20 protein-coding genes and 1 pseudogene are annotated in these 24271 nt (G+C 42.7%); 13 read left to right on the forward strand and 8 right to left on the reverse strand.

Annotated elements, in window-relative coordinates; genetic code table 11:
- Positions 1-108: 108 nt before the first annotated feature.
- Positions 109-393: a YggT family protein gene (locus tag H6G17_RS09345; RefSeq protein ID WP_015156463.1), complete on the forward strand. Its 285-nt coding sequence runs from the start codon at positions 109-111 to the stop codon at positions 391-393.
- A gap of 159 nt (positions 394-552) precedes the next feature.
- On the opposite strand, the gene H6G17_RS09350 is transcribed toward H6G17_RS09345, so the two are convergent.
- A complete protein-coding gene (locus H6G17_RS09350) occupies positions 553-993 on the reverse strand; it encodes a hypothetical protein (RefSeq protein WP_192156436.1) in 441 nt (146 codons plus the stop codon).
- A 261-nt stretch (positions 994-1254) separates the two neighbouring features.
- Here H6G17_RS09350 and H6G17_RS09355 point away from each other — a divergent pair, with 261 nt between their 5' ends.
- Both H6G17_RS09355 and xylB read left to right on the forward strand, forming a co-directional pair.
- Positions 1255-1890, forward strand: a complete 636-nt coding sequence (locus H6G17_RS09355; protein ID WP_192156438.1) for a hypothetical protein — start codon at positions 1255-1257, stop codon at positions 1888-1890.
- Between the two features lie 82 nt (positions 1891-1972).
- Positions 1973-3439: a xylulokinase gene (gene xylB, locus H6G17_RS09360; protein WP_192156440.1), complete on the forward strand. Its 1467-nt coding sequence runs from the start codon at positions 1973-1975 to the stop codon at positions 3437-3439.
- A gap of 69 nt (positions 3440-3508) precedes the next feature.
- Here xylB and H6G17_RS09365 read toward each other — a convergent pair whose 3' ends face one another.
- From H6G17_RS09365 to H6G17_RS09375, 3 genes are all read right to left on the reverse strand, one after another.
- Positions 3509-4087, reverse strand: a complete 579-nt coding sequence (locus tag H6G17_RS09365) for a hypothetical protein (protein ID WP_192156442.1) — start codon at positions 4085-4087, stop codon at positions 3509-3511.
- A 672-nt stretch (positions 4088-4759) separates the two neighbouring features.
- Positions 4760-5053, reverse strand: a complete 294-nt coding sequence (locus H6G17_RS09370; protein WP_192156445.1) for a hypothetical protein — start codon at positions 5051-5053, stop codon at positions 4760-4762.
- Positions 5054-5302: 249 nt separating this feature from the next.
- Complete coding sequence (locus H6G17_RS09375; protein ID WP_192156447.1) at positions 5303-7036, reverse strand: dynamin family protein; 1734 nt, start codon at positions 7034-7036, stop codon at positions 5303-5305.
- Positions 7037-7396: 360 nt separating this feature from the next.
- Between H6G17_RS09375 and H6G17_RS09380 the strand changes: the two genes are divergently transcribed.
- The 6 genes from H6G17_RS09380 to H6G17_RS09405 all read left to right on the forward strand — a co-directional run bounded on the left by H6G17_RS09380 (position 7397) and on the right by H6G17_RS09405 (position 13363).
- On the forward strand, positions 7397-8170 hold the full coding sequence (locus tag H6G17_RS09380; protein ID WP_192156450.1) for a nucleoside phosphorylase: 774 nt from the start codon (positions 7397-7399) through the stop codon (positions 8168-8170).
- Positions 8171-8219: 49 nt separating this feature from the next.
- A complete protein-coding gene (locus H6G17_RS09385) occupies positions 8220-8648 on the forward strand; it encodes a DUF29 family protein (protein ID WP_192156452.1) in 429 nt (142 codons plus the stop codon).
- A 6-nt stretch (positions 8649-8654) separates the two neighbouring features.
- A complete protein-coding gene (locus tag H6G17_RS09390; RefSeq protein ID WP_192156454.1) occupies positions 8655-9467 on the forward strand; it encodes a TlyA family RNA methyltransferase in 813 nt (270 codons plus the stop codon).
- Between the two features lie 65 nt (positions 9468-9532).
- Positions 9533-10393: a 3'(2'),5'-bisphosphate nucleotidase CysQ gene (locus H6G17_RS09395; RefSeq protein ID WP_192156456.1), complete on the forward strand. Its 861-nt coding sequence runs from the start codon at positions 9533-9535 to the stop codon at positions 10391-10393.
- Positions 10394-10616: 223 nt separating this feature from the next.
- On the forward strand, positions 10617-12884 hold the full coding sequence (locus H6G17_RS09400; protein WP_192156458.1) for an FdhF/YdeP family oxidoreductase: 2268 nt from the start codon (positions 10617-10619) through the stop codon (positions 12882-12884).
- Positions 12885-13174: 290 nt separating this feature from the next.
- Complete coding sequence (locus tag H6G17_RS09405; protein ID WP_192156460.1) at positions 13175-13363, forward strand: CPXCG motif-containing cysteine-rich protein; 189 nt, start codon at positions 13175-13177, stop codon at positions 13361-13363.
- A gap of 6 nt (positions 13364-13369) precedes the next feature.
- Here the strand turns inward: H6G17_RS09405 and H6G17_RS34590 are convergent.
- Both H6G17_RS34590 and H6G17_RS09410 read right to left on the reverse strand, forming a co-directional pair.
- Positions 13370-13497 (reverse strand): annotated as a pseudogene (locus H6G17_RS34590) (phosphodiester glycosidase family protein); the annotation flags it as partial.
- 24 nt (positions 13498-13521) lie between these two features.
- A complete protein-coding gene (locus H6G17_RS09410; protein WP_192156462.1) occupies positions 13522-16764 on the reverse strand; it encodes a tetratricopeptide repeat protein in 3243 nt (1080 codons plus the stop codon).
- 294 nt (positions 16765-17058) lie between these two features.
- Between H6G17_RS09410 and H6G17_RS09415 the strand changes: the two genes are divergently transcribed.
- From H6G17_RS09415 to H6G17_RS09430, 4 genes are all read left to right on the forward strand, one after another.
- Positions 17059-17379: a carbon dioxide-concentrating mechanism protein CcmK gene (locus H6G17_RS09415; protein ID WP_192156464.1), complete on the forward strand. Its 321-nt coding sequence runs from the start codon at positions 17059-17061 to the stop codon at positions 17377-17379.
- A gap of 98 nt (positions 17380-17477) precedes the next feature.
- A complete protein-coding gene (locus H6G17_RS09420) occupies positions 17478-18035 on the forward strand; it encodes a 2'-5' RNA ligase family protein (RefSeq protein ID WP_192156466.1) in 558 nt (185 codons plus the stop codon).
- 246 nt (positions 18036-18281) lie between these two features.
- Complete coding sequence (locus H6G17_RS09425) at positions 18282-18575, forward strand: NIL domain-containing protein (RefSeq protein WP_192156468.1); 294 nt, start codon at positions 18282-18284, stop codon at positions 18573-18575.
- Between the two features lie 187 nt (positions 18576-18762).
- On the forward strand, positions 18763-20277 hold the full coding sequence (locus H6G17_RS09430; protein ID WP_192156674.1) for an aminotransferase class I/II-fold pyridoxal phosphate-dependent enzyme: 1515 nt from the start codon (positions 18763-18765) through the stop codon (positions 20275-20277).
- 71 nt (positions 20278-20348) lie between these two features.
- Here the strand turns inward: H6G17_RS09430 and H6G17_RS09435 are convergent, their stop codons facing one another.
- Both H6G17_RS09435 and H6G17_RS34595 read right to left on the reverse strand, forming a co-directional pair.
- Positions 20349-22103: a hybrid sensor histidine kinase/response regulator gene (locus H6G17_RS09435; RefSeq protein WP_192156470.1), complete on the reverse strand. Its 1755-nt coding sequence runs from the start codon at positions 22101-22103 to the stop codon at positions 20349-20351.
- Positions 22104-22120: 17 nt separating this feature from the next.
- Positions 22121-23917 carry a PAS domain S-box protein gene (locus H6G17_RS34595; protein ID WP_192156472.1) on the reverse strand — a complete coding sequence of 599 codons (1797 nt, stop codon included), beginning with the start codon at positions 23915-23917 and terminating at the stop codon, positions 22121-22123.
- Positions 23918-24271 lie beyond the last annotated feature (354 nt).

The raw sequence follows: 24271 nt of genomic DNA on the forward strand, positions 1-24271 counted from the left end.
TAACGGATGATGTCACCCTCAACCAGTTCTCTCCTTTGCTAGTCGCAAAGATCGGTTAGATTGAAAAGAATTGTGACTATTGATATTTGACAGGAAAGTTACCCATCTATGAGTTCAACCCAGCTGCTTGTAAATACACTTGCAACATTCATCCAAATTTATTCTGTTCTCATTATTATTCGGATTTTGCTGACCTGGTTTCCCAGTATTGACTGGTACAATCAGCCTTTCGCAGCGTTGAGCCAAATCACAGACCCCTACTTAAACTTGTTTCGCTCAATTATCCCGCCTCTAGGTGGGATTGATATTTCTCCCATCTTGGCAATTCTTTTACTCAATTTGGCGGGTAGTTTGGTCGGTGGATTGAGTGGATCTCCGACAATGGGTTTTTAAGATATAACGATTCTCGTTATGATGCGATACATTCGTAGGGGCGCACAGCTGTGCGCCCCTACATATCTTGTATTTCATCCAATTGAAAAAGGCTATAGAAGGAAATAAGCGAAGGGAACAGTTTTGCCCATTTCCTGTTCCCCGTTCCTTGTTCCCTCTTTATTTACGAATTTGGGCAGCAAAACCTGCTGCTTTAAATTGTTTCAACTGTAAAGGTAAAGGCTGATTTGCCGGAACGGAGAGTCGCATTTCAAAATCGCTAACTCCTGGTGGGATTTCGGGAATTGACCCCAGACGAGTGCGGTTTTGAATCATCGGCTCGTTGTTAGCGTCGTAAACTCGCCCGAAAATATCAGCATCATAAACAGTTTTATTCGTGGAATTTTCAGCTTTACCAGTGACGATAAAGCACTTTGCTGCCCTGGTGTTACCACCACTTGTCACTGCTCCTGCTGCTAGCTCGGCGGGACACTCATGATAATCAAGATTAGTTAATTTAATTTGAGTCAACGCATGAGCAGGGGGTATATATAACCAGGCGCTAAACCAGGCGATCGCTCCCACAAAGCAAGAGAAAACTAAAGCCAGAATCCGCCGCATATTTTTAACTGTAATCTTCTTAATCGGGACTAGAACCTCAGCTTACCCTAATCAGTGACCAGTGACCAGTTATCAGTGACCAGTGGTAATTGGTAGTTGGTAATGGGTAATTGGTTGACAGTTGACAGTTGACGGTAATCATTCTTCCTTGTCTGCCTTGTCTCCCTTGTCTCCCCCCTCTGCCTTATCTCCTCACTCCTCACTCCTCGCCCCTCTGTAATAATTAAGAAAATAGAAATTAGCAGTAACGTGCTATTGGCTATGACTCCAGGTGAGATAGAAGCAGCCTTGCAAGCAGCGATCGCCCGCTGCGATGCTATAAATTGCCCTTTGAATCCACAGCAGCAACAAATTTTGCGGCAAGTGGTGTTGGAATCACTCTATAAAGAAGGGTTGGTAAATAGCAATCGTCAGGAGTGGCAGGAAATCAATCCTCTAGACGAATTGACTCTCGAACAACGACAAAGTTTTTTACAGTTTGTGAGGGAAAAGGAGCGACAGGAACGACCTTGGAAAGTTCAACTAATGAACGATTGGCTGCAAGAGCGAGATTCGGGCAGCGTCCAATTTATTCGCGATCGCTTTGGCTTATCTTGGCTCAATCGGATCGAACCATCTCATTTTGAAAAATATGTAGAAATTGATGACGAACCGCCAATGAAATTGAAAGTAGGCGATCGCATTGAGGTCTCTAATGCTTTGTGGGAGTGGGTTCAAGATGAAGGACCTTGCAGCCGTCAATGGTTTGTCTGTACCGTGCTTCAAGTTAACGAGGTTCGGAATGGTGAAAATATTATTACTAGTTGCATCATTCGTTTAATAAATACGGGTATGGAGTATGAAATTCAGGGAATTTATCAGTGGAATCGCTATTATTGGCGTTGGCTTCAGAGGTAATATTTTATTTCTCTTCTGAGCTTAAACCAATCGCCATTCTAAAAATCGCTAAGATAGGATTTGTGAATTTGGGAAAAAGCGGTTGGCTGACGTTGTTATTGGTTTAGATTTGGGTACGGGAGGGGTGCGAGCGATCGCCGTCGATCTCCAAGGGCAACCGATCGCGCAGACGACGAGAAGCTATCCCCTGTTAACACCACAACCTGGTTGGACTGAGCAAAACCCTGCTGATTGGGTTGCAGCTAGTCTAGAAGCCCTATCAGATCTGACGCAAAGGCTAAACGGACACTCAGCGATCGCCCTGGGTTTGTCTGGACAAATGCATGGTATGGTTCCGCTCGATGCAGATGGTAAAGTCATTAGAGCAGCAATTTTATGGAACGACCAGCGCACGGGTAAAGCGGTTGACACAATTGAAACTGCAATTGGGCGACAAGAGTTAATTCAACGCACGGGAAATCCAGCAATTACAGGTTTTCAACTACCGAAAGTGGTGTGGTTGCAGACAGCAGAACCGCAGGCATACGATCGCCTACAGCAGATTCTTTTGCCAAAAGACTATCTGGGATACGTGCTGACAGGGGAAGCAGTGACAGAGCCTTCTGACGCATCCGGTACGGGATGTTTGAATCTAGCGCAGCGGCAATGGGATGCAGACATATTGAATGCCTTGAAGATCGATCCAGGGCTATTTCCTACCGTAGTTGAGTCTACCGCGATCGTCGGACGGTTGAAATCGGAAATAGCTAGTCGTACGGGATTACCTGCTGGATTACCTGTGGTTGCAGGTGGTGGTGACAATGCAGCGGCGGCGATTGGCTTGGGTATTTCGTCTAGTCATTTAAACCGAGGCAGTCTCAGTATCGGTACATCGGGCGTTATTTTTGTCCCGTGCGATCGCCCGATTCCCGATCCTGAAGGGCGAGTGCATTTGTTTTGCCATGCTGACGGTGGCTATCACTTACTGGGAGTGACGCTAGCGGCTGGTGGGGCGCTGCGATGGTACAAAGATACATTTGCCTCAAAGCTTGCCTTTACCGATTTGATGGAGATGGCAGAGCGATCGCTACCTGGTGCGCGTGGGGTGCTATTTCTACCCCATTTAGCAGGAGAACGTAGCCCCCACCTCGATCCTGATACTCGCGGGGCTTGGGTTAACCTGTCGTTGGCTCATACACAGGCAGATTTGGTTCGTGCCGTCTTAGAGGGGGTTGCATTTAGCTTGCGAACGGCAATGGAGATCGTCAGTGAGATTATGCCCGTTCATCAACTCTTAGCAACGGGTGGAGGCGCGAGATCTAACACTTGGTTGCGGATTTTGGCAGACATTTTACAAGCAGAACTGATGGCTCCTTCTTCTGAAGAAGGAGCCGCTTATGGAGCTGCTATTCTAGCAATGGTAGGAGTTGGCGCGCGTCCAGATTTAGAGGCGGCGTTTGAGATCCTACCCCAAGATAATAAAGTCGTACTGCCAGAAGCAAACCCTGCATACGAAGCAGCATTCGAGCGATACAGCTTACTATACGAAGCCCTCAAAGCCGTTCGTTAACAGAAAATTATTGTAGGGGCGCATAGCTATGCGCCCCTACGGTATATATTTGCGATTCATATCTATGGTTCAATCTGGAAAAGCCAAACCAGTCAATGGGTCGCGGATATACAGCCCTAGTGTGAGCGATCGCATCACTTCATCCCAAACGGGTGTTAGCTGTTCTACTTGGTCTGACCAATAATCGAATGTAATCAAGCATTGAACGTTTGAACCCAGACCGATGCAAGTCCGCGAAAAAGCTTCGCGTGGTTCTTCCTGGGTGTCGATAAACTTAATCTCCGTCCACACAATTCTGGCAGTTTGGCGCTTGAGGGTAACAATTTCTCCCTTAGCAATAACGTCACGGCTATCGTCTTCTACGATCTTCTTCAAGGTAGATTTTAGTGGAAACAGGCTCCAATCACGCTGTGGCAGGCGATTGAATGACATTTCCAGACAGCAATCATCGTTGGGCGGTTTGCGATCGCGGAACTTGAACGAACTTTCTTGTGGCTCAAAAATCCAATTCTGGGGAACGTTAAAGCGAACAGCCCCCCGATCTGCGACAAAAATTTTGTAACTCGATGGTGCTTCCCAACGATGGTCGGGCTTTAGTTCAAGCGTTTCTTTGATCCACTGGAGATTGGTTTTCTTACGCTTTGCCATAGTGTTTCTGCAAATCTGCTGAAGGGATGCGATCGCTCTTTTTGCTAATGGTATCAACTAGTAAGGTGCGTTGTCGCGCCACGTATCACAAGTAGTAGGGTGCGTTAATTAACGCACCCTACTATCCAATTACCTGCGTGAAGGTTGTTGGTTGGGCGATCGCGTTCTTTTCAATTTATGAAGTCGATTGCTTTTTTATTTACCTCTAACAGTCGCGTGAGTTGTGTTGGCGAGTGCTACCTGGTTATTAGTATTTTGTTTTTCGCCCGATTTTTTTACCTAATAAAATTAGTATTTCCTGTTCTACTAGAATTTAACTGACTAATATATGTATTTAGAACCCAAGTTGTGACGATTAGAGCAGAGGTTAACGTCAAGCATATATGTACTATTAAATAAAATAATTTTTCATTTAAATCTTTACCGCAATGAGGACAGATATGATTAGAGATATGATTTGATTGTCCTATTTGTATTGATTGTGATACTAAACTGCTATCCCAGCCACAATGATTACAAAGAGAACGTCCAGTTGACAAATTAACTACTGGCAATCCACATTGAGGGCAGTGTGTAGTGAATTGATGTTGAAACATAAACAAATTTTCCTATTGAATATGCTACAAAGTGAGGTGATCGATGCCCATTACTAGCTTGATTTTTACTTTCCAATTAACCATTGCCAATTACCAAATTCAAATTTTTCAAAACTCGATTCATTAATCGCAACTGATGCTGTTGAGATAAATTTGTTTGTGCTGTATCGGTAGAAAAACTCATCACCTGTGCGGCTTTTTTTTCATATTGGTTGAGATTTGCATTAGCCTGATTACTAAATTGAAGGAGATAGTCTGCGGCTGCATTAGCATAGGCGCGTGTTACTTGTTCTTGATAAGTAGCATCTGTTTGTTCTGGCTTTTTCTCATTATTCCCATTACCAAAGAGCAAATTACTACCTTCAACCACAACTGAACTAATTGTTTCTAAAACAAACTGGCTTAACTCGTCTATAATTCCACTTAAACTAGAACTAGTTGATGGGTTAGTAGCAGATAGTGGTAGCAGACAATTGATGAGTTGGCGATAATTGTCCTGCTATGGTATGAATATTGACAGATAAATGTTTTGTAGGAGTGGGTTTATTAACCATATATGTTTTGCATGAATAGTTAGATAAACCTACCTGCACACAATCTATATATAAAGAAACAATATTCATACTGAAGCGATCGACAAATTTTGAAATATATTTTCAATCTGTTGTGTTTTTACTACAACTTCCCCATCTAGCTTTTGCAAACGCTGCACTTCTGCATCCCGATCTACTTCAAATGTTTCTTTTTGCGTGACTAAATTATCTAGTTCAGATTTTCGAGATGTAATATCATCGTCGATCCGTTTAGTTACTTCTCGTTCGTAAGCATCAAAATATTCTTTCACGCCGTTATATACAGGAAGCCATTGTTCGCTAGCTACCTGTGGCAAATATTTGATTAATTCTTTTTCAGTCATTTTGACTAATTCTTGACGCGCCCGATCTGCTTGCAAAAAACTCGCGTCTAAACCAATTAATGCTAATTCCAACGGTTTCAAAAATATTCTTTTTGCCGCAAGAATAATATTATCAATACCAATCACAGCAACATAGTTAAATAAAATATTTTTCCAGTCAAACCCTGCACCCGCCATCGCTACCCCAGCTAAGTTATCCCTAGTAAGCGAAAACAATCCCATTGCCCATTTTGTCCAAGTAGGTGTCTTATCGTCTTCAGCCGTACCATTAGGATTAGCTATAACCTTTTGTTCGGTAATTTTTTCGATTATTTCATCAGTAATTTGAGAATAAGATTCGCCATATTGAGCCGCGCTAACTGTAAGTTGAGCAAAGGCTATATTTAAGTTTTTTTCAGCACCCAACGTCCAATTAGATAATTTATCGTTAATATACTGCTCAAATGTTTTTTTTAGTGCTGCATTGAAAGCAAAACGCTTGTTTTCGCTCAAAGAATCAAATAGTTTTAAATCTAGTTGATAGCGTGAAAAATCAGTTTCAGAAGTATTGTCTAGATTTAAAATATAGTTACGAAATGAATCGGCAATTCCTTTCGCTTGGATATCTTTCATACTGCGAATTTCTTGTTGAAAGCGATCGCGAATGCCAGTTAACTTTTTAAATTCCGGTTCTACCGAATTAATTTTGCGCTTTAATTGATCGACATCTTGCGCTAATAAAGGAATACGACGCTCGATCGCTTCGTGAGTGCGAGTATAAGCTTGACGCGCTATAGTTCTTGCTTGTCGCAGTTGCGCGATCGCTCTTTCTTTAGTAAGAAATGTATTTAACGAACCTAGAAACTCGGGAACCCCAGTTCCTTCTAACCGAGCTTCCGTATCATTTAAACCAGGGCTATCAATAATTTCTATACCTTTTTCTAATAAAGGTAAAGGATATTCGACTAAGGCATAGCTAACATTAGGAAATATCTGTTGCTCATCTTGTTCTAACTGCTTTGCTTCTGAAGGTTCGATTGTATAAGCTTGTTTGAATTGCTGAAAATCTAATTGTTCGGGTTTTGTGTCATCGTTAAAATAAACTGTAACCTTCTTCTCCTTGCCATAACGTAAAATAGTTAAGATAGCCGTACATGAATTAACATCACCAGGCAATAAACTTTCGCCAATTAAAGCATTCAAAAAAGCACTTTTGTCTCGTTTAATGTCTCCTGAAATCAAGAATCTAAATACTCCTTGACGTAAATTATTTTCTACTGCTTTCATGTCTTCTAAATAACTATTTAAACCAAGTCCACCAGAAGAGATTTTTCCTTCTAATTCTGCTAGTTCGATCGTTTCTGCCATCTGTTCCAGATAGTTAGCAACTTCTACCCTCACTTGAGCAACTCGTTCTAAATCTTTAAGAAAATCTTCGGTTTCTACTTTGTAATTCATGCTATTTCGCCTATGTAAAGGAACGATCTTGTCCGTAAGAGTAAATTCTGTACAACCGTAACCTTGAGATTCCTACAATGCCCATAGCGAAACTAGGGAAATTTAGCTAGTTTTCCTGTGGTTAGTGACGATCGCGAAGATGATGAGATAGTAAAAATACTGGTGTAGAGTTACGCACTTGAAGTGTTAGATCTCGATCCCCCCCTAACCCCCCTTAAAAAGGGGGAATCAGAAGCCTCTTTTTCAGTTTTGGCGAGTTCGATCAAAAGCTGCCTGACTGTTCCCTGAAGAAGGGGAGAAATAAAGCCCTCTTAAAAAGGGGATTGGGGGATCGGCGACATAAACCTTAGCGAGTTTATTATGACGAGTCAGCGTTTGTATCACTTGGGTTTTGGGCGAGACGACTTGGGTGCTGTACCCCCCACAGTAGCCCTGTTGTCAGGAGATCCCGAACGATCGCACTTCATCGCCAAAACCTATTTACAGGGCGATCGCTTGTTGTCGGCAAATCGCGGTTTAAATAGTTATATCGGCAATTTAGCGAATGGGCGATCGCTTTTAGCGGCGACAAGTGGCATGGGTGCGCCTTCCCTAAGTATTGTGGTGAATGAGTTAGTGCAGTTGGGAATTCGGCAAATTATTCGCGTCGGAACTTGCGGTTCGATCCAAGACTACGTACCAGCAGGAAGTATTGTCATCAGTCAGGCGGCTTTGTGTCGTCAGGGTGCAGCCAACGATATTGCACCTATAGAATATCCCGCCGCCGCCGATCCTTTCCTCACGGTGGCTTTAGTCCAGGTAGCACGGGAGTTAGGAGTAGAGTATCATTTAGGAATTACAGCTTCGGTGGATACGTTCTATGAAGGACAGGAACGAGTCAATTCTGCCAATCCGCATTTAATGCGATCGCTACAAGGAATTACAGCAGAATATAGACGGTTGAATATACTTAACTATGAAATGGAATCCGGTACGCTGTTTAAAATGGCGGGAGTTTATAACTTTGCCGCGGCTTGCATTTGTACTGTTGTTGCCCAGCGAACGAGTAGCGAGGAGATATTATTAAAACAGCAAGAAGATTCAGGTGGTAATGCGATCGCCGTGGCGATGCGAACTATAGAAAATTTAGCATAATACTCTGAATTAATCGGAATAGAGATGGATGTATTTTGAGGTGCTAGCCATGGAAGAATTACTAGAGTTGAAAGATTTACTGCTCAAAGGTGATGTCCCAGCAGCATTGGAGATTGTTGAAGAATTAGAAGAAATGAGCCGCAAAGATATAATTAAGACTATTCGCAGCTACGCTGTAGTTCTGCTGTTGCATTTAATTAAACAGCAAGCGGAAAACCGTACAACTCGTTCCTGGGAAGTTTCTATTCGCAATTCAGTGCGGGAAATTCAAAGAGAAAATAAGAGGCGGAAAGCAGGAGGTTATTATTTAACTCCAGAAGAACTATTAGAAACTTTAGCTGAAGCATATGTTAATGCTATTGATGAAGCTTCTTTAGAAGTAGCAGAAGGACTTTACGAAACAGAAGCATTAGCAGAAATTGTCGATCGCGAAGTCATTCTCGATCGCGCTATGAGTTTGATATTACCGCAAGAGTGAATTGCCTTGACTAAACAACGACTCGATACTTTATTAGTAGAATTAAATTTATGCACCTCGCGCCAGCAAGCACAAAGGCTGATTCAGGCGGGGGAAGTCATGGTCAATCGGCAAGTTATTGATAAAGCTGGTACGGAAATTGAAACCACCGCAAAAATTGAAATTAAAGCGCGATCGCCATATGTTTCTAGAGGTGGAGAAAAACTCGCCAAAGCTTTAGCTGAATTTACTATTTCTGTAACAGACAGGATTTGTTTAGATGGGGGAATATCGACGGGAGGCTTTACCGATTGCTTGTTGCAAGCGGGTGCAAAACAAGTTTACGGTGTGGATGTCGGTTACGGACAAGTCGAGTGGCGCTTGCGTAACGATCCGCGTGTCGTATTGCGGGAACGGACGAATTTACGTCATCTCACCCCAGAAGAATTATATGGCAATGCAGCACCAGCTGATTTAGCCGTCGTTGATGTATCATTTATTTCCTTAACTAAAGTTTTGCCTGCATTGTGGCAACTTTTAATCGAGCCTCGCGAGACGATATTATTAGTAAAACCTCAATTTGAAGTTGGGCGATCGCGGATTGGTAAAAAAGGAGTCGTGCGCGATCCTAACGACCAAGCAGAGGCAGTTTTTCAAGTTCTTCAAACATCACGAGAACTAGGCTGGCAATATCGCGGCTTAACCTGGTCGCCAATTCAGGGTCCAGCGGGAAACATTGAGTATTTATTGTGGCTGGGGATGGAAAGCCAGACACCAGAACCCGAACTTCAGGCAATTCAACAGCTGGCTGGTAAAGCACGGCAGCAATTTTCGAGTTAAAGATGCAAGACTTCCGTTTCTACAACTAGAATTAATGGGGGTAAAACGATTACAGTTAGAAATACATGCCAGCTTTAGAAGAAATTCTCGCGATCGCTCGTTCTGTTGGTTGGGGCGCATCCTATCTTCTCCGGTCTTACTATTGTGGTGAAAATAAAGACAACCTAGACATTAAAGATAAGCAAGGTAGTCCTGTCACCTCAGCAGATTTAGCCGTGAATCGTTATATCCTCGATCGCCTACAAACTAACTTGGGACAGGAAGAATTTGCCTACATTACCGAAGAAACCTATAAATCTTCTACGCCACAGCCAACCAAATCTTGGGTTTGGATAATCGACCCTTTAGATGGTACGCGAGATTTTATCGACAAAACAGGAGAATATACAATTCATATTGCTCTAGTTAAAGATGGTCGTCCAGTCCTTTCTATAGTAGCTGCGCCAGAGGCAGAAAAGCTTTATTTTGCCACATTAGGAAACGGGACATTTGTTGAAACTCGCGATGGCAATATTCAACAAGTAAAAGTTTCTCAACGGCAGAATGTTGAAGAATTTACAATAGTTGTGAGTCGTTCGCACAGAGGTAAGAAATTAGAGAAAATTTTATCTAAATTACTATGTAAAAAACAAAAGAGTGTGGGTAGTATTGGCGGAAAAATAGCTGCTATTGTCGAACAACAAGCAGATGTTTATATTTCTCTTTCTGGTAAATCTGCCCCTAAAGATTGGGACTTAGCCGCACCAGAGTTGATTCTTACAGAAGCTGGAGGAAAACTAACACACTTTGATGGAACTCCTTTAATTTATAACAAAGAAGATGTCAGTCAATGGGGCGGTTTAATTGCTAGTAATGGTGAGTGTCACGATCGATTGTGCGTTGAAGCTGAAAGAATATTAGTAGAAATAGAAAATGAGGCGATTTAAACGCTCTTGAGAACGGTTTTATAGCGATTACGGATCTGTAGGGGCGCACGGCTGTGCGCCCCTACGAATGTATTACACCCGCATGGGAAATACCATATAACCTCGCGATCGCCTGCCTTCTGCTTGCTGACACAAAAATCATCCTAGAGAAATTTTTTATCTCCTCCAATTCTCGTTACATTGAAGGAGAGGATGCACTTAAGCCGTGCTAGGAGAGAACCGTATGGATGCAGATATGAAGCAGGAACAAGCCCATTCAGCCTATAACGGCGAGAAGCACAACACCCCAGAGATGGGTGGTGGATTACCTGTAATTCAGTATTGGGCAGAACATACGTTGTCTCCAGAGGGACCGAAACTGTGGCAAACTCTATTACACAAAAGCGCTTGCCTATCTTGTGCTTGGGGAACGGGCGGACAAAAAGGCGGGTTTCACAACGAACTAGACGAACCGCTACAACGCTGCATGAAGAGTGTAGAGGCTATTTCTGCCGAACTCCAGCCTCCAGTAGAAAAGCATTTTTTCGATCGCCACACGATCGGCGAACTCCAGCAGTTATCGTCTTTAGAAGCAGATCGTCTTGGTCGTCTCAGCTTTCCTGTCATTTTACGTGAAGGTAAGTCTCATTACGAACGCATTTCTTGGGAAGAGATTTATCAAATTGCCGAAACAGCTTTTCGCCACCCTCCAGAACGAGTTGCATCCTATAGTTCGGGGCGATCGTCTAACGAAGCGGCATTTTTGTTACAATTAACGATCCGGGCTTTGGGATCGAACCATTTAGCTGATTGCTCCGATTTATGTCATGTCCCTTCTACCGTGGGTTTGAAGGAGATGTTTGGCTCCGGTACTTCGATGGTAAGTTTAGATAGTCTGAAAAAGGCAGACTGTGTAGTGTTAATCGGCTCGAATGCGCCTGCAAACCACCCGCGTTTGATGAACGAATTAATTCAATTGCGCGATCGCGGTGGTAAAGTTATTGTGGTCAATCCAGTTGTAGAAGTTGGGTTAGTTAAATTCGCCTCACCTGCATACCCCCTTAAATCTCTCTTCACCGGATCGGATATTTCTTCACTCTATCTTCAGTTGATTCCTGGTAGTGATGTTGCTTTATTTGTGGGGATTCAAAAAGCATTAATTGCACAAAATCTCATTCAAATTGATTATCTGCGCGATCGCACTGAAGATTGGGAAGCTGTCGTAGATTATGCTATTTCTACAGAATGGGAAACTATTGTAGCTACTTGTGGCATTTCCAAAGCAGAAATTGAAGCAGCAGCCCGCATTATCGGGACTTCAAAAGGTGTGGTCTTTGCTTGGGCAATGGGGGCGACACAACACGAAAATGGGGTAGATAACGTCTATGCGATCGCCAATACAGCCTTAATCACAGGAAATGCAGGTAAAGAGGGTGCTGGCACGATGCCGATTCGCGGACACTCCAACGTGCAAGGGTTTGGTTCGATGGGTGTCACGGCAAAATTGAAGCCAGAAATTCAACAAACTTTAGAAAAATTGTTAGGGCGATCGCTCAACCGCAATCCCGGCTATCGCGCCCGTAATTTAATTGACGCTGCGGATGCGGGTGAGGTAGATTCGTTAATTTGTGTTGGTGGTAATTTATATGCCGCTAACCCAGATTTAACCCAAGCTAAGCGGGCATTAGGCAATATTGAAACCATTATCTACCTCGCAACAAAACCAAATTTAGGACACTTTCACGGCTTAGCTAAGAAAAATACAATTATCGTTCCAGTATTTAACAGATTTGAAAATCCGCACAAAACAACAACTGAATCTGGTAATAATTTTGTCCGGCTTAACGATGAAGGCAAAACTCATATTCAGGACGGAGATTTAATTTCAGAAGTCGAATTTATCGCGGAATTAGCCCATCGACTTCATGGGGAAGAACCGATTCAATGGCGCAAACTACAAGATACAAAATACGTGCGTCAATTAATCGCCAAAACCATCCCTGGTTTCGAGCAAATGGCAACTATTGACGAAACTAAAGAAGAATTCACCATTGGCGGACGCATCTTTAAACAACCTAAATTTACCACCCCATCGGGTAAAGCCAAGATGTTTGTTACGCTTTTACCCCAACTGCACGCACCTCAGCCGCAAGATTTTGGCATCTGTGAATCTACTCGCAGTCTTAGCTTAATTTTGATGACCGGACGCAGTTATTCACAACATAATACCGTAGTGTACAAAGAAGGCGATCGCTATCGAGGAATGCCGCACCGGAATTGTATTTTAATGCATTCAGATGATGCTGAAACAGCAGGATTGCAAGAGCATCAGCGCGTCACGGTGCAGGGTGATGCAGGCAAGATGGAAAATGTAGAGATTATTTTTGGTTCCGTGCGTCAAGGAACGGCTTTCATGTTTTATCCCGAAGTTAACGCAATATTTAAGGCAAGGATCGATCCTAAATGTGGAATACCTGCCTTCAAGCGAGTACCGATTTTTGTGTATGCTTAGCGACTGCCAATTAAAACGGAATTCAATCCACAACGTTAATCCACTCCTCAGCCTCGCTGGTTTCATCTGCTTGAGTAAAATAGACTCCCCCAACACTCTAGCAGTGTAGCCTCCATCGCGATCGTCTTCAACCAAAAAAAACGATCTCAGTCAATTTATATAATTAGTTATAAAGTTTGCCGAATTTAATTATGTGCGAGCGCATTTACTGCGGGTTATGTAGCAGGGTAGCAAACCTGTATATCATAGTACTGCGGTAACTATAATAATACAGTGAGGAGCGATCGCATATGCAAAATACATCTGAATATCTCTGTGCTTATTGTGGCGAACCTAATTCCACATTTGTCGATCTTAGTGGGGGAATGCAGCAATCTTATGTGGAAGACTGCCAAGTTTGCTGTCAGCCTAACGTACTTTATATTTATATTGACGAGGATAATTTAGACATAGAAATTAGTAGCGAACCTGAAAGTTAAACTGATTTATTCTTTAACTAATAAAACTGACTTAATGGGACGCTGTATTTGTTTCCCTTAGCATCTAATTTACCTGAAAAAGTGTTGCCCTGGTAGTAAAGAGCTGAGGAACTTCCACCATCTAAATTCCTTGCTAGCTTCTACACCTAAATTTACTTTTATCCGCCAATTTCTTGCTGAAAGCGCCGATCGTTAATTAACGCCTCAAAATCGGGATCGGCTTGTGCTTCTTCGCGGTGGCTGGGATTGAGTTTAATTGCTTGCTGCAAGTTTTCTAAGGCAAATTCGGCTTGTCCTTGCAAAGCATAACAGGCAGCTTTATTGTAATAAGCATTGGAATAATCGGACTTAATTTGTAGAGCGCGATCGAAACTTGCTAATGCTTCCGCATCCCGTTCTAGTTGTACGAGGAGATATCCTCTAGAGTTCCAAGCTTTGAAGGAGTCGGGATTAAATTCGATCGCCTTATCGTAAGATGCGATCGCGTCTTCATATCTTTCCAATACCTCTAATGCCATTCCCCGATTCAACCACGCTACAGCACTATCGGGTTTAATTTGTACGGCTTTGTCAAATGATTGAAACGCTTCTTCATGGCGTTGTAGTTTTCCTAAAGCAACACCGCGATCGATCCAAGCTTGATAGTATTGTGGGTTAATTTCTACGGCTTTGTCATAAGCTGCGATCGCTTCTGCAAGTTTGTTCGCTCTTCCTAACACGATACCGCGTTGGAACCAAGCTTTCTCATCATTTGGTTCGACTTTGAGGACTTTATTAAACGCTGCGAATGCACCTTCATAGCGTTTTAATTCTTTCAATGCCAAACCCCGTTGATACCAAGTTTCGGGATTGTTAGGACGAACTTCCAATACTTTATCGTAAGCCGCGATCGCTTTTTCGTATTGTTGTAATTGCCAATGTGCTATTCCTAGTTGATACCATATATCGGGGTTATCGGGTTTCAATTCTAAAGCCCGATTGTAGGCGACAACAGCAGCTTCGTATCTACCTTCAGCAAATAAAGTATTACCCTGATTTACACAATCTTCTGGGTTGAGGAATAAGTGCGGTTGATTCGATTTCAGGCGTTCGATTTGCGCTGTCAATTCCTCTAATTTCTCAGTCATTTCGGCAAATGCCGCTTCTGCGATCGCTTTGGGGGCAACTTCTGCTAAATTATGCAAAATCAACTCTTTCTGGGTTGTTGCCTCCGATTGCAAATCTTTCAAGAAGCTAGATAGCGTGGTTTCTAATTTATCGATTGCTTGTAGTGTTCTGTCTTTACGAGTTTGAATTTCTGATTGAATTCCTGATAGTTTATTTCTCGCTTCGGCTTCTAATTCTGCTATGCTTTGAATCGTTCTATCTTGTTGAGATTTAATTCCAGCTTGAGTATTTTCCACCTCAGATTCATACTCAACTTCTCGCGTTTTGAGGTTTTGAATGGCTTGCTCGATTTCCGTTTGCAGTTTTGTCCCAGATGCAGAAATTTGAGCGGCGATCGCTTGGCGCAACTTGGCTATACTTTCTAGCGCCAAATCATTTTGTTCTTGAAACTTTCGTGCAGTTTCAGTTTTTATTTCAGCTAGTTGTGGCGCAAATTCAGATTGTAAGGATCTGAGATTTTGTAAAATTGTGTTTCTTTCTGCTTGCGCCTCTGTTTGAATCGTATTCAATTGTTGCTTGTAATCTGCTTCCGCTTGTTTCAAGCCTTGAATCACAACGTCTCGCTGCTTTTGAATATTTCCCCGCAGTGCTGATAGTTGTTTCACAACATCTGTTTCCGATCTGCTCAGATTTTGCAAAATTGTATCTTTCTGTTCCCGCACGTCTGCTTCCATTTCTGTTAGCTTGGGCGCAAACTCCAAACTCAATCTTTCTAAGTTGTCTACTAATAAATTTCTTTGAGTTTGCGATTGTTGCTGAAACTCATTGAGCCGCGCCACAAAAGCTGTTTCCGCCTGTTGTAATTTCCTCAAAATACCGTCTTTTTGTCCCTGCACCTCTGCTTGCAATACAGCTAATTGAGGCGCAAAATCCGCACTCAGTCTTTCTAAATTGCGGATGGTTAAATCTTTCTGATTTGCTGCCTGCTTTTCCAGTTCAAACAGTTGAGTAATAAATGTACCTTCTACTTGCCTGAAGTTTTGTAGAGAACTATCCTTTTGCTCGACAATATCGGCATTGAAGGCATTAACTTGAGTATCGAAATCTGTTTTTGCTTGCACGAACTGTCGTAAAACAGTATCCTTACGCTTTTCTATTTCTGCTTGTATTACCGACAACTCACTGTTAAACTCCGATTTCACTTGCTCGAATTCTTGTAACGTTAGAGATTTTTGTGCTTGTGCATCTGCTTGTAATGCTAAAACTTGAGTATCAAAATTTGTCTTTGTCTGTTCAAATTGCTGTAATGCAACATCTTTTTGTCCTTGCACGTCAATTTGAAATTCTGAGAGTTGGTGAGTAAAAGCAACTGCTAATTGTTCTAAGTTACCCAAAATAGCTTCTCGTTGCTTTTGAGTTGTCCCTTGGATATCATTTAATTGTTGGATGAAGTCTTGCTCCGACCGCTTCAAGTTCTGCACGATCGCATCTTTTTGTGCTTGTACGTCGGCTTGCAATTCCATCAGTTGAGGTGAAAAATCAGCCCCTAACTGTTCTAAATTACGTAAAATTAAATCTCTGTGCTTCTGCGCTCCTAAATGTAAATCTGTCAGTTGTGTAGAGAATTGATTTTCTAAATTTTCTAATGCTTGTTTAGAACTATTGACTTGAGTAGCTAGATCTGATAGGACTTGATTCTTAGTTTGGTAGACTTCAGAAATTAGCTGAGAGAGATTATTTCTTTTAGCATTAATTTCTTGGTGTAAAGTATCTGCCTCATTATCCATATCCTCAGCGATACCTTGAGCTGCACGCAACAGCTTTTTCACTTCTTGGTTAGCAGTATTCAGCTTATTTTCTAACTCTCCTACCTCTTTAATACGTGCTGCAACCAAATCGGCTACCTCGCGCACTACCGATCGCCGTAGCAAAAACAGAGTTGCGATCGCCAAAGCTAAAATGAGTACTAGGACAGCAAGCAGAATGTTAAATATCGTTAACGTCTGGCTAAATATGCGATTTGCTTCTGCTTGAACTTGCTGTTGGACTGGACTTTGTTGTTGGCTATTTGGCTGTAACTGCGCTACCTGTCTTTCTTGGCTAATGTTAGTTTGGGTAGCTGTTTGGGCAAGAATGGGCTTATTAGCGCTAGCAACTCCAGCACTTGCAATACCTACAGACAGCAGGAAAGTAGAGAGAACCTTTCCACTACGGGATACCAGTGTCAAGACTTCTGAATGCTTGCGTTCCATCGGTACTTCCTTTGTCTGTTTGATAGGGACAGCTATATCCAAATATATCGTTCCTAGTTAAGTATCTCTCGATTGGACAGTCGGGAGTCGGTAGGGGCGGGTTTTGACCCGAAATGTCTAGTTCTAGCAGTCAAAATGTTTGCTAAACCCGCCCGTACAGGAGTTGGGAGTCGGTAGGGGCGGGTTTTGACCCGAAATGTCTAGTTCTAGCAGTCAAAATGTTTGCTAAACCTGTCCGTACAGGAGTCGGGAGTCGGGAAAGAGTGTAGGATGTAGTGTGTGGTAACTGCTTACTAATAACCGACAACTGATAAAGTGGCAACATTAGCGATCGGTATGATTGAGACTGCGGGCGTTCCTGCTGCTGTGGAAGCTGGGGATGCGATGTGTAAAGCGGCGCTGGTGACTCTTGTTGCATACGAAAACACGGATCTCGGTCGCATTACAGTTATCATCAGAGGAGCTGTTTCTGAGGTGAATGTAGCTATTACGGCTGGCTTAGCGGCTGTATTGCGCGTTAATGGCGGCGAGATCCTTTCCCATCACATTATTGCTCGTCCTCACGAAAATTTAGAGTATATCTTACCAATTCACCGCACGGAAGAGGTAGCTCAATTTCAGCACGATATTTGCTTTCCCCCACCTTTGTCAGTGTAGAGAAAGACAAGGAAGACAAGGGAGACAAGGAAGACAAGGAAGAAGGAAGACAAGGAAGACAAGGAAGACAGGGAAGTAATTCTAGCCACTAGTCACTTATGGGTCAAAAAGTAGCATTTTGGTTAATTCCCGCCGCCGCAGATAGAATCTTCTTTCAGGAAGTTATCGATCGCCTTGCTGAAAACTACGCTGCTTTCTGCTTCACGCCTCACGTTACAATTTACTGGGGCGAATTTGCAGATGATGAATCTCTAACTGAAATCTTAGAGCAGGCAGTTCGAGGAATTAACGCTTTTAGTTTACAGTGCGATCGCGTCTTATATACAGACCAATTTACGAAAACTCTTTTCGTCCAATTTCATCCCAGTAAAATCTTAAGTCAAATTACAGAGTCAATTCGGAATCATTCCCAGCCCCCTGCCAATTTTACCCTCAATCCCCATCTCAGCTTGATGTACAAACATCTCGATGCAGATGTAAAACAATCAATAGCTGCAACCATTTCTCTACCAAGAACTGAAGTTTTTTTCGGTGAAATTCAAGTATTGCTGACTCCAGATACCGCTCAATCGCAAGCAGATATTGAAAATATTAGCTCGTTTACCAGCTATCAGTTGTTAGGGAGCAGGGAGCAGGGAGCAGAGAGCAGAGAGTAGAAAGGCAATTCTTCATCTGCGTTCGCTTACGTTTAAACGGAAAGAAAAATCAAGCAAGGTTTCCCAAAAATCAAGCAATTGCAATATTTGTTTACTTTTTGTTTGATTGCTTTTTTACTTTGCAGTCGATGTAATTGCACTCATAACTATTAAATACACTATTTTGATAGACTAACTGTAGATTAAGAATATAGCTTGTAGAACTGCGAGATCGGATGTCAAGACTAACCTTTGTGGGAGATAACTATGGCGATTCAAGGTGATGTGGAATTAGGTACGCATAGACCAACTCAAACTCGGCTCAAGATTCGCATACCCAAAGGCTTGCATGGCGAACCAGTCATTTCTCGTCTCACTTCCCAGTGTGGAATTACTGTCAATATTTTGGCGGCTTTACTGAGTGCGAATGGACGCGATGATGGTTGGTTTGACTTAGAACTTCATGGGACAAAACCTCAGATTGGCAACGCGATTACCTATTTGAACGACTTGGATTTAGAAATTTGGGGACAGTCTACGCCAGAAGAAGACGGCTGGTAAGCAAGTCAAAAGTCAAAAGTGAAAAATTTGTAGGGGCGGGTTTAGCTAGAATCCTGAATAATTCAGGAAGCTCTCTAACCAAAACCCGCCCCTACAACTAAAAGTACGATTTTAGTGGGGCGATCGCGCGTGCAGGTAGACATGCATATTGTTATACGATCGTCTTGACGCTGCTAGTGTATGCCTGATGGAATTTGACATCATCTCTCAAGCCAAAACTCCAATTCTGGAGGCTCTTTGGCAATGTGCAACTCGAATCAATCATGCTCCTTTCTATACCCCAGGACATAAACGAGGAGAAGGAATCACCCAGCAGCTAGTGAATTATTTTGGTAAAGCCATATTTAGTGCTGACTTACCAGAATTGCCGGAGTTAGATAACCTATTTGCACCCCAAGGAATCATTCAGGAAGCACAGGAATTAGCCGCAGTCGCATTTGGAGCGGAAAAAACCTGGTTTTTAGTCAACGGTTCTACTTGTGGTGTAGAAGCAGCAATTTTAGCAACTTGTGGGGTAGGAGATAAGATTATTCTGCCGCGTAACGTGCATAATTCCGCGATCGCAGGTCTAATTCTCTCTGGTGCTGTTCCTATTTTCATTGCTCCTGCATACGATCCGGTGCTGGATATCGCTCACAGCATCACTCCTGAAGCAGTAGCCACAGCCTTAGCTGCACATCCCGATGCCAAAGCGGTGTTGATGGTATATCCAACATATTACGGTGTATGTGGCGATCTAAGTGCGATCGCTGCTGTAGTACATCAACATAATATTCCTTTATTAGTTGACGAGGCTCACGGTTCCCACTTTGCCTTTCATCCCAAATTGCCTACCCCTGCCTTAGCATCTGGAGCAGATTTAAGCGTACAGTCAACTCATAAGGTTTTAGGAGCATTGACTCAAGCCTCAATGCTACACGTTAGCGGCAATAGAATAGATCGCGATCGCCTAAATAAATCTTTGCAATTATTACAATCTACCAGTCCCAGTTATTTACTCTTAGCCTCCTTAGATGCCGCACGGCAACAAATGGCATTATACGGCGAGGAATTGATGGCGAAAACTTTGCGTTTAGCTGATGAAGCCAGAAACCGGATTAGTCAAATTCCTAATCTTTCAGTTTTACAGCTATCAGCAAACACCCCAGGCTTTGTCGCACTTGACGAGACGAGACTCACCGTCACTGTCTCTGGGTTAGGGATCGCGGGATTTGAGGCGGATGAAATCTTGCATCAAGAATTAGGCGTTACAGCCGAATTACCATCTTTACAGAACCTCACGTTTATTATTTCCTTGGGCAACACAGTAGCAGATATCGAGCGACTGGTAGAAGGTTTTGCTATTTTGGCTGAAAGATTTAACCAAGAAAGTCAAAAGTCGAAAGTTAAAAGTCAAAACCAACTCCAAATTCCGTTCACGCAGTGTAGCGTCAGCGTCTATTCCGAATTCCGAATTCCGAATTCTCTTCTCACACCGCGTGAGGCTTTCTTTGCTCCAACAGAAACACTACCATTTCATCAGACACGCGATCGCCTCAGTGCAGAACTTATCTGTCCCTATCCTCCAGGGATTCCTATTTTAATGCCAGGAGAAATCATCACCTCAGAGGCGTTGGAATACCTACATCAGATTCAAGCCAGTGGTGGATATATTACCGGATGCACCGATCCGAGTCTCACTCAGTTAAAGGTAGTTAAGTAGTAAGTTGTAAGTCGTAAGTCGTAAGTCGTAAGTATATAATTAACTACTCCCTACTCCCTACTCCCTGCTCCCTACTTCCTGCTCCCTGCTCCATTAGGTAATTCTATAGTGAATGTAGTCCACCCTTCCTGACTTTCTACCTGAAGCGTTCCTTCGAGGTGTTCTACCAATTTTTGTACTAAAGTTAGTCCTAGTCCCGTACCCCCTTGTTTCCAGCGATCGCTGTTGTGAATGCGATAAAATTTTTCAAAAATCTTTGGTAATTCCGCTGCGGGAATTTCTGCTTGGTTGCGAACGGTAAAGATCGTGCGTGTAGCGGGTAGTTGGTAGTTGGTAGTTGGTAATTGGGCGGTGCGTGGTGCGTGGTGCGTGGTGCGTGATGAGCAGGGTGTGGGGGAGCCAGCGCCGTGCGGGGGTGTCCCCCGTTGAGGCGACTGGCGTTGTGGGGTGTGGGGTGTAGTAAGTGGTATTTTTGCTCCCTTAGCTCCCTCAGCCTCCTCAGCTCTCTTCTCTCCCTCAGCCTCCTCAGCTCCCTCAGCTCTCTTTTTCTCTGCTGCCTGATAACTGACACTAACGACTATCATCCCCCCCTCTGGAGTATACTTGCAGGCATTGTTTGCTAGTTCGGCGATCGCTTGCTCCAAACTGCCCCGGTCTGTCAAGATTTGCGATAGATTGGGATCGAGCCGAATTTCTAGTAATTGTTGATTTTCTTGGGCGCGAATCAGAAAAGGCTCCATAATTTGAGGTAGCCATTCTTGCAAATTAATAGCCTCTTGTACGAGGATAGGATAAGATGCTGTTTCTAATCTTTGCAGATCGAGTAATTCTGTAATCAACTCAGCTTCTCGGTTGCATTCTGCTTGCAAGATTTCCAAATATCTCTGTCTTTTTTCACTACTAGGAGAAGTTTTTAACATTTGAATTGCCATTTTCATATTGGCAATCGGCGTACGTAATTCGTGAGAAACAGTGCTTAAAAAATCATCTTTGAGTTCGTGCATCTTCTCCATTTGCACCAACATCTGTTCTTGCTCGATTTGTTTTTGGTGCATAGCTTCGACCTGCTCTCGTTCGCTAATATCCTGAAAAACTAACATCGTGCCTACAATGTTTCCTCGATCGTCTTTAATTGGCGCAATGCGGTCGTCAATGGGTATTTCTAAACCATTTTTATCGATCAGTTGCGATCGCTCTGAAATCTCGACTGTTATTCCTTTCTGTAAAGCTTGTTGAATTGGGTGTTCTGATATAGTTTGTGTCGGGATCGTTTTGACAACTTCTGTTGCTTCTTTACCGCAGGCATCTTGCCGATTCCAACCAGTTAAAGCTTCTGCGATTGGATTCATAAAAGCAATTTTCCCTTCTGTATCGCTAGCAATCACGCCATCATTAATATTTTTCAATACAGTTCTCAACCAGTATTTGTTTTGTTTGAGATTTTGTTCGATTAAATATTTATTTAGTGCGATCTCGATTGTTATTTTTAGTTCTTGCTCTCTAAAAGGTTTGATAATATAACCAAAGGGCTGTGTTGCTAGCGCTCTATTGACAATGTGTTCGTCGGAATTTGCAGTTAGATAGACCACAGGAAGCTCAAAATTATGGTGCAAAACTTGAGCTACCGCTATGCCGTCCATATCTCCTTGCAAGCGAATATCCACGAGTACTAAGTCTGGTTTGAGTTCGCTAACTCGTGCGATCGCTTCTTCTCCAGTTGCGATAGTTTTACATACATGGTAACCAAACTTCTGTAGCCGATTTTCTATATCTTTGGCAACGATCCCTTCGTCCTCAACCACCAATATTTTTGCTGGAATATTCATTCTTTTGTAAACTCAGTCTAGATCGAAAATCTCACTATGAATTCCGTACCAAAATCTTTTTTAGTTAATTCAATATTTCCTTTTAGCTGGTTGGTTAATATATTGACTATTTGCAGTCCTAAAGATTTAGTATTTTGCCAATCAAGTTCTAGTGGTAATCCAATTCCATCATCGCTGACTTTGAGAATGACATGATTATGAGTTTGAGATTCTTGAGATTGAACTGTAATATAAATTTGCCCAAACTGCCTCTTTTTGAAAGCATGTTTCATTGCATTTGTTGTAAGTTCGTTAATAATTAAGCCGCAAGGAATAGCAATATCTATACTTACCCAAATTGGTTCTGTTTCAAGTTTTAAAGTAACTCGCTTGTAATTGAGGTTAGCAGTGTCGTATGTACTGTATAAATTATTAACTAGTGTTTCAATATAATCAGCTAAATTAACTTGAACGAAATTTTGAGATTGAGAGCGATACAAGAGATCGTGAACCAGAGCCATAGAAAAGATCCGAGTCTCACCCGATTTTAGAATTTCTAGCATTTGGCGATCGCTGACGTAGTTTGTTTGCAAACTAAGCAAACTAGAAATCATTTGGAGGTTATTTTTGACCCGGTGATGAACTTCTTTCAACAAAAAATCTTTTTCTTGTTCTACAGCTTGAATGCGTGCTAATGCTTGCTTCTGCTCGGAAATGTTGCGATTAATTCCAGTCATCCACATCGCTCGCTCGGCATCATCATAAAAAACTTTGCCTTGTCCCGCCAACCAACGAACATTACCATCAGCACTAAGAATGCGAAATTCTTGCTCAAATTCTCCCGTTCTTTCCAGCGCGCGGGTAATAGCTTCGCTGAACGAAGCACGATCTTCTGGATAAATGCGATCGAGAACAGCTTCGTAAGTACCTGCAAATGTCCCAGGTGCGAGATCGAATAAAGCTTCTTGTTGCAAAGACCACTTAAGTTCGTGCGTATGCAAATTCCAGTCCCAAATTCCTATCTGCGATGCTTCTAAAATCAAATGCAACCTCTCTTGACCCTGGCGGAGCAACTCTTCACTACGTTGGCGATCGCTAACATCGCGCACGACTTGAGAAAAACCTTGAATTTCTCCGCTACTATCTGTGAGAGCTGTCGTGACGACATTCGCCCAAAACTTAGAGCCATCTCGTCGTATCCGCCAGCCTTCCGTTTCCATTCGCTCTTGCGCGATCGCTGTTTGTAATTCCTGTTGGGGAATACCGCTTTCTATGTCGGCATAGATGTAAAATCGAGAGTAGTGTTGCCCGATCGCGTCTCTAGCTTTATAGCCTGTAATTCTAGCTGCTCCTGCATTCCAACTGGCAACTATGCCATCAGCATCGAGCATGAAAATTGCATAATCTTTCACCCCCTCAATTAGCAGACGGAAACGTTCTTCACTTTGGAGTAAAGTTGCTTGGCAATGTAACGCTGCTACTTGGCTCTGTTGCGCTCGCACTCTAGCAGAGTTGAGGATAGCAATAGCAGTACAGATACAGATGGCTTCGAGAACAAAAATCATTAGGCGCAAGCCTTGCTCCCAACTCGCGATGGATAGCACGTATTGAGGAGGGAGGAAAAAATAGTTGCATGAGATTGCTGCGAGTGCTGTTGCTGCTAATCCCGATCCCATGCCACCACACCAGGCGCTGACCAAAATCGCAATGAAAAACAGCATAAATGGGCTTTCTTTATGGATTAGGGTAGAGAGAAAAAGCGTGACAACTAAGGCGATCGCCACTGCCAACACTGCTACACCGTAACGCCAAAATAGAGATTTACGCTTAACCACTGCTCAGAAGTTTTTCCATAAAATCATTAGCTCGGCTCCAGATAATAAGCATATCTGTTTCTCGACTTGATTTTGTCCGTAAATTCTCTGAAGTCGCTTAGTAATAACAGCAAACCTTCATCTACGTCCCCGTGCTTCCCCTCTTGCACGAGCGCTTGCTCTTGTGATAAACGTAACTCAGTAATTGTACTGAATTTAAAAGCTATGTTGCGATCGCATCTGTAGTTTTTATGCAGTCGCTTTTATATCAAAGGCGATCGCAATTCGATAAATGGCGATTGCTAGTAAACTTGATATAGTTTAAGTCCGATCGATACGATTTGAGAAACTTTTTAACTATTCAACTATCGGAGG

Origin of the sequence: Chroococcidiopsis sp. [FACHB-1243] (assembly GCF_014696895.1) — a bacterium.
Classification (GTDB): Bacteria; Cyanobacteriota; Cyanobacteriia; order Cyanobacteriales; family Chroococcidiopsidaceae; genus Chroococcidiopsis.